Origin of the sequence: Methyloceanibacter sp., assembly GCF_051306395.1 — a bacterium.
Taxonomy (GTDB): domain Bacteria; phylum Pseudomonadota; class Alphaproteobacteria; order Rhizobiales; family Methyloligellaceae; genus Methyloceanibacter.
In genome coordinates, this window is record NZ_JBPPND010000075.1 from 18,384 (window position 1) to 27,178 (window position 8,795).

9 protein-coding genes and 1 tRNA gene are annotated in these 8,795 nt (G+C 63.0%); 2 read left to right on the forward strand and 8 right to left on the reverse strand.

Annotated features, from left to right (window positions below; translation table 11 throughout):
- Positions 1–118: 118 nt before the first annotated feature.
- From ptsN to ACSLE4_RS04855, 7 genes are all read right to left on the reverse strand, one after another.
- Positions 119–586, reverse strand: coding sequence for a PTS IIA-like nitrogen regulatory protein PtsN (gene ptsN, locus ACSLE4_RS04825; RefSeq protein WP_435903344.1), 468 nt, complete (start codon positions 584–586; stop codon positions 119–121).
- 473 nt (positions 587–1,059) lie between these two features.
- Positions 1,060–2,610 (reverse strand): RNA polymerase factor sigma-54, encoded by a 1,551-nt coding sequence (gene rpoN / locus ACSLE4_RS04830; RefSeq protein WP_435903345.1) that lies wholly within the window; start codon positions 2,608–2,610, stop codon positions 1,060–1,062.
- 26 nt (positions 2,611–2,636) lie between these two features.
- A complete protein-coding gene (gene lptB, locus ACSLE4_RS04835; RefSeq protein WP_435903346.1) occupies positions 2,637–3,467 on the reverse strand; it encodes an LPS export ABC transporter ATP-binding protein in 831 nt (276 codons plus the stop codon).
- 62 nt (positions 3,468–3,529) lie between these two features.
- Positions 3,530–4,282 carry an LptA/OstA family protein gene (locus ACSLE4_RS04840; RefSeq protein ID WP_435903347.1) on the reverse strand — a complete coding sequence of 251 codons (753 nt, stop codon included), beginning with the start codon at positions 4,280–4,282 and terminating at the stop codon, positions 3,530–3,532.
- Positions 4,279–5,025 carry an LPS export ABC transporter periplasmic protein LptC gene (lptC, locus tag ACSLE4_RS04845; protein ID WP_435903348.1) on the reverse strand — a complete coding sequence of 249 codons (747 nt, stop codon included), beginning with the start codon at positions 5,023–5,025 and terminating at the stop codon, positions 4,279–4,281. The genes ACSLE4_RS04840 and lptC overlap by 4 nt, the downstream gene beginning before the upstream one ends.
- A 172-nt stretch (positions 5,026–5,197) precedes the next feature.
- A complete protein-coding gene (locus ACSLE4_RS04850; RefSeq protein ID WP_435903349.1) occupies positions 5,198–5,839 on the reverse strand; it encodes a ribonuclease D in 642 nt (213 codons plus the stop codon).
- Positions 5,840–5,874: 35 nt separating this feature from the next.
- Positions 5,875–5,961 (reverse strand) — tRNA-Leu (locus ACSLE4_RS04855).
- A 129-nt stretch (positions 5,962–6,090) separates the two neighbouring features.
- Here ACSLE4_RS04855 and ACSLE4_RS04860 point away from each other — a divergent pair.
- Entirely contained in the window at positions 6,091–7,059 is a 969-nt protein-coding gene (locus tag ACSLE4_RS04860) for a complex I NDUFA9 subunit family protein (RefSeq protein WP_435903352.1), read from the forward strand.
- Between the two features lie 6 nt (positions 7,060–7,065).
- Here ACSLE4_RS04860 and ACSLE4_RS04865 read toward each other — a convergent pair whose 3' ends face one another.
- On the reverse strand, positions 7,066–7,863 hold the full coding sequence (locus ACSLE4_RS04865; RefSeq protein ID WP_435903350.1) for an undecaprenyl-diphosphate phosphatase: 798 nt from the start codon (positions 7,861–7,863) through the stop codon (positions 7,066–7,068).
- A 101-nt stretch (positions 7,864–7,964) separates the two neighbouring features.
- Between ACSLE4_RS04865 and ACSLE4_RS04870 the strand changes: the two genes are divergently transcribed.
- Positions 7,965–8,651 (forward strand): glutathione S-transferase family protein, encoded by a 687-nt coding sequence (locus tag ACSLE4_RS04870; RefSeq protein ID WP_435903351.1) that lies wholly within the window; start codon positions 7,965–7,967, stop codon positions 8,649–8,651.
- Positions 8,652–8,795 lie beyond the last annotated feature (144 nt).

Consider the following 8,795-nt stretch of genomic DNA (forward strand, 5'->3'; position numbering starts at 1 on the left):
GACGGCGATACCGTCACGCGCATTGGCTCGGTTACCAAAGCTTTTACAGGCCAAGTGCTTGCGCGGCGATGGCCATGGCCCAAGTCGTCAACGAGATGATCGCTAACTTGGCGCCGCGCTAGGCGGCGTGGGAAGAGGCTTCTTCCTGAGTGAGGACGGCGTAGAGCGCGCTCGCGTCCTTGGAGGCCCTGAGCTTCTCAACGGCCGAGCCCTCGCGGAGCAGGCGTGAGATGCGCGCAAGCGCCTTCAGGTGATCGGCGCCGGCGCCTTCGGGCGCCAGCAGCAGGAACACAATATCGACCGGCTCCCCGTCGGGTGCATCGAAATCGACAGGCTCGGCCAGGCGCGCGAACACACCGACAATCTGCTTCAGGCCGGCCATCTTGCCGTGCGGAATGGCGACGCCCTGACCAAGGCCGGTGGAGCCAAGCCGCTCACGCTGCCACAGAACATCGAAGATGTCGCGCTCTTGCAGATCACAGAAGCGCGTCGCGCACGCGGCAAGCTCAGTGAGCAGTTGCTTCTTGTTCTTGACCTTGAGCGAAGGCTTCACAGCCTCGGGTGCGATCAGATCACCTAAATGCATTTTAGACTACCCGTGTGACTTTCCAGGGAGCGAACGGCGTTTAACCGCCGACAATTCGCTCACGCTTTCCTTCCCGCTCGCAATCGCTGCCGCGGAATGTCCCGTACTCGTTTCGATGCACACTTGCCCCGACGGCCTGTGCCCCACGTAAGTTCTCGGCGGTGCCTACAACGCATTCCTGGACGCAACCGCGCAATGCCTCGAGAAGGTCCAGAATCTGTTCGGTAACTTGTGTTGTCGCCATTGCCCGAGGAAGACTGTCAAATCCTTGCTGACCAGCGCTTCCCGGCGCGCATACCACATCTTGTGAGGCCTAACTCAACAGAGCGAACTGTGACGCCCTGGCCCATCCACAATCGGCCTTCACCGCGGGGCCGGAAGCTAGACCCCCGCTCGGAGGGTGTCAAACGCATTCCGTTCCCGTTACCTCTTTACACGATTCGCGCGTGCGAACAGCACGTTAGATGTGCCGGTCAGGCGCTTGCCGCCAAAGCGATGCGTTTCAGCCGGCGGCGCTGGACCGAGGAAGGAATCCCCAGCGCCTCGCGGTATTTCGCAACCGTACGCCGTGCAATATCGATGCCGTCACCCTTTAGGCGATCGACGATCTTGTCGTCGGAGAGGACATCGGCCGCGGGTTCCGCGTCGATCATTTCGCGAATGCGGTGGCGGACGGCTTCAGAGGAATGGAAGTCGCCCTCGCCCGTGGCGGCAATCGCCGAGGTGAAGAAATATTTGAGTTCGAAGAGGCCGCGATTGGTCGCCATGTATTTGTTGGCCGTGACGCGGCTCACCGTGGATTCATGCATGGAGATCGCGTCGGCCACGGTCCTCAGATTGAGCGGCCGCAAATGCCGGACGCCGTAGGTGAAGAAGGCATCCTGCTGGCGCACGATCTCTTGGGCGACTTTCAGAATGGTCCGGGCGCGCTGGTCGAGACTCTTCACCAGCCAGTTCGCGGTCTGCAAGCAGTCCACCAAGTAGCTCTTATCCTCCTTGCGCATCTTCGACTTTGAGACCGTCGCGTAGTAGGTCTGATTGACGAGGACGCGCGGAAGCGTGTCGGAGTTCAGCTCGACGTGATAGCTCCCGTCGGGAAGCGACCGCACCAGCACGTCAGGAACGATGGGCTGCGCCGGCGCCGATCCGTATTTCAGTCCGGGCTTCGGATTGAGGCGCCTCACCTCGGCGATCATGTCGGACAGATCCTCGTCGGAGACGCTGGCGGCGCGCTTCAACGCAACAAGGTCATGGGTCGCGAGTAAATGCAGATTGTCGAGGAGCGCGGCCATGGCCGGATCGCAACGGTCCTGCTCCTTAAGCTGAAGAGTCAGGCACTCGCGAAGGTCGCGGGCGAAAACGCCGCATGGCTCGAAGCCTTGCATGACGGTCAGGGTTTCCTCGACGAGTTCAATGGGCGCGCCGAGAAGCTCCGCGAGGCCATCGAGCTCGCCGCGCAAGTAGCCCGCCTCGTCGGTCATATCGATGATGTGCCGTCCGATCAGGCGTTGCGCGGGATCTGAAAAGGCGAGGACGAGTTGGTCGCAGAGGTGATCCCGTAGCGTCTTCTGCTCGGCCACATAGGCTTCGAGATTGGAGCCTTCGTCCGAGTCTGCGCGCGGGCCTTGCGAAAGTCCGGTCCAGCCGGAATCGGTCAGGGCGCCGGGGATGAAGTTCTCCGAGTCGGGGAACATGTCTTGCGGGTCGGCATCGAGATCGTCCGCGCGGCCGGTATCGTTACCGGCCTCCAGATCGACCCAATCGTCGCTCTCTCCGGTCTCGGCGCTGGCGTCGCTGCCGTTCTCCTTCTTCGCTTCACCGTTCTCGGCGGGCCGGTCGTCGTCGGCGCCGTTCGGCTCGTCCGTCTCCGCCCGTTCGAGCAGGGGATTTCGCTCCAGTTCGCCCTCGACGAATGTCGCAAGCTCCATGTTGGAGAGTTGCAGAAGCTTGATCGCCTGCTGGAGTTGCGGCGTCATGACCAGACTGTGCGTCTGGCGAAGTTCGAGCTTTGTTGTGATCGCCATTTACGAACTCACTCGCGATCAGGAACTCATATCTTGAACTCGTCACCAAGGTAGACGCGCCGCACGTCTTCATTGTTGACGATATCGTGCGTGGTCCCATGGGTCAGAACCATGCCGTCATGGATGATATAGGCCCGGCTAACAAGATCGAGCGTCTCACGCACGTTGTGATCGGTAATGAGAACGCCGATGCCGCGCTCTGTGAGATGGCGCACCAACGCGCGAATGTCGCCGACGGCGATGGGATCGATGCCCGCGAAGGGCTCGTCAAGAAGCATGAAGGACGGCCGCGAGGCGAGCGCGCGGGCGATCTCGACGCGGCGGCGCTCACCGCCCGACAGACTCATGGACGGCGACTTCCTGAGCCGCGTGATGCGGAACTCCTCAAGCAAGGAGTCAAGCTGAAGCTGGCGCTCCTTCTTGTCGGGTTCGACCATCTCGAGCACGGCGAGAATGTTCTCCTCCACCGTGAGGCCGCGAAAGATCGAAGCCTCCTGGGGCAGATAACCGATGCCGAGCCGCGCGCGCCGGTACATCGGCATTTTGGTCACGTCCCGACCGTCGATCTTGATGGAGCCCTCATCGGCGGGGATCAGACCCGTGATCATGTAGAACACCGTGGTCTTGCCCGCGCCGTTGGGGCCCAGCAGCCCGACGGCCTCGCCACGGGCGAGGTCCAGGCTGACGCCGCGCACGACCATGCGCTTCTTGAAGCTCTTAACGACGGAGCGGATGGTGAGCCAGCCATTGCCGGCCTCATGCAGTCCTTCCGGTTCGCGCGCAACCGGCTGCACCGGTGCGGCGACCTCTTGGGCAGCGACTGCCTGATGGTTCGGGAACGACAGCAACTTGCCCACTGACCCTTTCGCTCCTAGTTGAAGCGCCGGCCCGTTAAGATCGGATAAAGCGCTCGGTGCGTCTATCGAAACTCAGGTACGAGCGGCAACGGCTCGTTGTCGTCGACCATAGGCCCGCTCGGCGCTTGCGGGCTCTCGGCGGCATTGTCCCCAGCCTTCTTGCGCTTCTTGGGGTTCGCCCCGTCTTCCTTGGGCATGAAAAGCGCACGAATCCGGCGGCCCCCAGTCGCGGCGGTGCCGGTGTTTTCGAACCGGCTTTCACCCGTCTTCAGGTCGATGACAAGCCGGTCACCCTTTAGCACATTCTGGCCTTGCGATAACACCACATTGCCACCCACGGTTACCAGCCCTGCGGGGACGTCGTAGATCGCCCAGTCGCTCGTGGTGGTCTGGTCGTCCTCGCTGGTGATGACGACGCTGCCGCGCGCCTCGATCTTGTTGATCCGCGATTCCGCGCTGTCGGCGTCGCCTTTGGCCTGCTGGGGCGCTTGCTGAGGGGCGACCGGCGGGGTCTCCTCGCTTTGCCCGGTCAGCTTGTTCGCGCCGCCGACATAATGGACGTCGAGTTCGATGGCGCGCAGCGTGGTCGTGCCCTGCACCGCCTTTACGTTGCCTTTGAAGGTCGCGTATTTCTTCGCGTCGTAGACGGTGAGCGTATCCGACTCGATATCGATCGGCTGGTCGGAGTTCTCGGAGAGGCCGCCGAACGTGTTGTTGAGGTTCTGCGCGGGCGCCGGGCTCGCAAGCGCGATCAGCACGGCGAGCGCACCGCCCACGATGCCGGATACAGACCTGGCGTTCCCTCGCCGGCTCATTGCGGCTCCATCGTCTGTGGCGCGGCCTGGGGTGTACTTGCCGCGACGGGTGCTTGTTGCGGGACCGGTTGTGATGGCACCGCAGGCTGCGATGGCGCGGCGACTTTAGGCGTGCCGGTGCTTGCGGCGGCCTTCTTCTTGCCGGTCAGGTGAACGGCCACCTTGCCGCGGAATACCAGCGTGTTCTCCCGGGACCGCAGCGTTAAAGCGTTTGCGCGCACGGTGCCGTTGGTCAGCTTGAAGAAAACGGGATTGTGGGACCGCAGCGTCTGCGTCGCCATGTCGAGCGTGGCGTATGAAAGCTCGCCGGTCACGCCCGCGCTCGTCTCGACGGTGATGCGATCCTTCATCAGCAGCCGCTCGGTCTTGCTATCGAACTTGCCGCGCACGGCTTTCATCTTGGACCAGCCGCCGGATGAATTCGACACGTCGGCCGTGATGGCGTGGAGCTTAATGAGATTGGGGCTCTTCACATCTTGATCGGCGTATTCCGCCTTCACGACGTAGTCGCCGTTCTTCTTGTCGGCGCCTTTCAGAGTGGGATTGAGCATACGCAGATTGCCGTCGGCGATCTCCATCCCGTCGATGCTCGCCGTGACGTCGCCCACGGTGACGTTCATCCTGGTGGAGACGAAGTACGCGGCCAGCACGAGAACAGCGACGACGGGCAACGCCCGGCGCAGGATATGCACGATACGGCTGTGACGTTCGGCGCTGAGGAAGGCACGCTCGCGCTCGTCCACCGACCGCACGGTATGGTGCCGGCCTTCTCCAACGAGATTCGCCTCATATGCCATAATATCCGCCAATAATTCGCGGGACCCCGGCTTCTTTGCCCACCCAGCCTAAGCTTAGCCGCAGGACTTTGATCAGATTGCGACCGTGAGCCGTTGAATTTCGGGGCTTTTGGCCGCGCTAATGGGCGAAGATATCCATCTCGGACCAGCCTTCGAGGTCGACCTCGGCCCGCGTCGGCAGGAATTCGAAGCAGGCGCGCGCCAAGTGGTCGCGGCCTTCCCGCTTCAGCATCGCGTCGAGACGATCTTTCAGCGCGTGCAAATATAGCACATCGCTCGCCGCGTAGTTGAGCTGCTCGGGGGTCAGATCCGCGGCGCCCCAATCGGAGGATTGCTGCTGCTTGGAGAGCTCGACGCCCAGCAGTTCCCGGCAGATATCCTTCAAGCCGTGCTTGTCCGTATAAGTGCGGGCGAGCTTCGAAGCGATCTTGGTGCAGTAGACGGGCTTCGCCATGACGCCGAGGAAGTGCTTCAGCACGGCCACGTCGAAGCGGGCGTAATGAAAGATCTTGAGGATGCTGTCGTCGGCTAGCAGCCGCTTAAGCTCCGGCGCATCGTAAGGGTCGGAGACCTGGACGAGAGCGGCGCTGCCGTCGCCGTCGGAGAGTTGCACGAGGCACAGCCGGTCGCGATGCGGATTGAGCCCGAGCGTCTCGGTATCGATGGCGATGGCCTTGGCCTCGAAGCGGCCTTGGGGCAAATCGCCCTTGAAGAATTCGACGGTCGGGGCCTCACTCAAAGCTGTCTCATCTGCCGTCATTGGCGCCCCCTTGCCGTACGGCAACGGGGCGGGAATGGTGCCCAGGAGAAGACTCGAACTTCCACGCCCTTTCGGGCACTAGCACCTGAAGCTAGCGCGTCTACCAGTTCCGCCACCTGGGCTTGAGTGCGTTCAGGTACGATCGGGGCTTCTCGTTGTCAATTGCCTGGAGAAGCGCCTTCAAGGCTTTGCTCCCCTCGTGTATTGCTGTGCACAATACCGCGGTCGGGTTAAGAGGCATCTAAGTGGCCATTACACTCAACAATCGGGCGCTCGTGACCGTCTACGGCGGCTCAGGCTTCCTGGGGCGTCACCTGGTCCGGGCCATTGCGCGGACGGGCGCGCGTATGCGCATCGCCGTCCGGCGTCCCGAGCTTGCCGGACATCTGCAGCCCCTCGGCGGGGTCGGCCAGATCGTGCCGGTCCAGGCCAATGTGCGCTATCCGGATTCCCTGATCACGGCCGCCGAGGACGCGGACGCCGTGGTCAACCTGGTCGGCATCCTGTTCTCCGCCGGCAAGCAGACCTTCACGTCCGTCCAAGACGAAGGCGCAGGCAACGTGGCTAAGGCGGCCAAGGCCGCCGGCGCGAAGGCTTTCGTGCATGTCTCGGCCATCGGCGCCGACGCGGACTCAGCCTCGATCTACGTCCGCACCAAGGCGGAGGGGGAAGCGGCGGTCAAGGACGTGGTTCCGGACGCCACGATTATCCGGCCGTCCGTAGTGTTCGGACCGGAAGATGAGTTCTTCAATCGCTTCGCGGCGCTGGCGCGTATCTCACCGCTGCTGCCCCTGATCGGCGGCGGGCACACCAAATTTCAGCCTGTGTTCGTGGGCGACGTGGCGCAGTCCATCGTGGCGGCGCTCGAGGGCCACGCGGCGGCCAAAGCGCCCTACGAGTTGGGCGGGCCGGAAATCCTAACCATGCGCGATGTTATGGAGCGCGTGCTCGCCTATACGATGCGCTCGCGGCCGCTGGTGCCGCTGCCGTTCTGGCTCGCCAAACTCCAGGGCGCTTTTCTGCAATGGCTGCCAAACCCACCGCTGACCGTGGACCAGGTACGGCTTCTCGAACGCGACAACGTGGTGAGCGATGCGGCCATCAAAGCGGGGCGCACACTCGACGGCCTCGGCATCGAGCCGGTCGCCGTCGCGAGCGTTGTGCCTGACTATCTGGAGCAATTCCGCCCGCGCGGACAGTTCTCGGTCTACAAGGCGTAGGCTGTCTCAGCTGTAGATCATGAACAGCAGGAAGCCGCCGAGAACCATCCTGTAGAGCACAAAGGGCAGGAAGCTGATGCGCCGCACGAGCGCCATCAGGAAGGCGATCGCGGCGAGACCTGCGAAAAACGTGAGTATCGCGCAGTAGACCGCATCCATGGTGATGGTGTCGCCTGCGGCCAGCGCTTCGCCGACGGTGAGCACGCCGGCGCCGGCGATAGCCGGAATGCCGAGTAGGAAAGAGAAGCGCGCCGCGTCGGGGCGCGTGAAGCCGAGAAAACGCGCGGCGGTCATGGTCACGCCGGAGCGGCTGGTGCCCGGGATCAAGGCGAGCGCCTGGGCCACGCCGATGATCATCGCGCTGCCCAGGGTCATCTTCTCGAGGGTCCGCACCTGCGGGCCGACCATGTCGGCGACGAGCATCAACAAGCCGTAGAGCACGGTGTTCCAGGCCACGATGGTCACGCTGCGTTCGAGATCGCCGAAGCCGAACTTCTTGAGAAACAGCCCGAAGGCGACAGCCGGGATGGTCGCCAGCACAATGTAGATGGCAAGCTTGCCGTCGTCGGTGACCTTGCCTTTGAACAGATCCAGCCCGCCGAGCGTGATGCGCCAGACGTCGCGCCAGAAGTAGATGAGAATCGCGAACAGGGTGCCCACATGCACCATGACGTCGACGAATTGGCCTTGGTCGGGCCAGTGCAGAATATGGGGGACGAGGATCAGGTGACCCGAGGACGAAATCGGCAGAAACTCGGTGATACCCTGCACCACCGCGATCACGATGATCTGCTCTATCGTCATGGTCCCTCGTCGCGCGGCTTGTTCGGTGAGCGCGCAGGTTCTATACGAGGCTCTCGCGCCCCGCGCGATTCAATTTCTACCGAATAGCCACACAAGCCCTGATGGCGAATCTCCTCCACCATCCCCTATGCGCCTTCTCCAGGTCAATTCGGCTTGCGCTCGGCGAGTGCGGGGTCGAGGTCGAGCTTGAGGAAGAGCGGCCCTGGGAGTGGCGGCCGGAATTTCTGGTGCTGAACCCGGCGGGCACGCTGCCGGTCTTCATTCCCGACGAGGGTGGCGCGATCGCGGGCGCCTACGCCATCTCCGAATATCTTGCCGACACGATGGACGAGCGGCCCGTGCGCGGCTTTCAACCCTTTCCCGGCGATCCGGCCGCGCGCGCCGAAGTGCGCCGGCTGGTGGATTGGTTTCACCACAAGTTTCAGGACGAGGTGACGGATTATCTGGTGGTGGAGAAGGTGTTCCGGCGCTTCGGGCCGCAAAGCTCTTCACCCAATATGGAAGCCATGCGGGCGGGACACGACAATCTGCGCTATCATCTGACCTATGTCGGGCATCTCACCGAGACCCGGAGCTGGCTTGCGGGCGACGCCATGAGCTTCGCCGATCTGGCGGCCGCGGCGCATTTGTCGGCGCTCGATTATCTTGGCGAGGTGCCTTGGGAAGAGTTCGAGCCGGCCAAGAACTGGTATGCGCTCGTAAAATCGCGGCCCTCGTTCCGGCCGCTGTTGCAGGACCGCGTCGCGGGCTTCACCCCTTCGGGGACGTATGCCGACCTCGATTTTTGAGGACGCCCGCGGGCCGAGAGTGGGCATGGCGCAAGCGCTGAAATCGCAGGTTACGGAGAAAGCCAAGGCGCTCGGCTTCGACGCCGTGCGCTTCACCTCGGCCGATGCGCCGGACGGGGTCGGCGCCGCGCTCGATGCGTTTCT

Coding starts and splice junctions, on each gene's coding strand:
- ACSLE4_RS04850 (WP_435903349.1), bottom strand. CDS start 5,839: ATGACGGCAGATGAGACAGCTTTGAGTGAGGCCCCGACCGTCGAATTC.
- rpoN (WP_435903345.1), bottom strand. CDS start 2,610: ATGGCGATCACAACAAAGCTCGAACTTCGCCAGACGCACAGTCTGGTC.
- ptsN (WP_435903344.1), bottom strand. CDS start 586: ATGCATTTAGGTGATCTGATCGCACCCGAGGCTGTGAAGCCTTCGCTC.
- ACSLE4_RS04870 (WP_435903351.1), top strand. CDS start 7,965: ATGGCGAATCTCCTCCACCATCCCCTATGCGCCTTCTCCAGGTCAATT.
- ACSLE4_RS04865 (WP_435903350.1), bottom strand. CDS start 7,863: ATGACGATAGAGCAGATCATCGTGATCGCGGTGGTGCAGGGTATCACC.
- ACSLE4_RS04840 (WP_435903347.1), bottom strand. CDS start 4,282: ATGAGCCGGCGAGGGAACGCCAGGTCTGTATCCGGCATCGTGGGCGGT.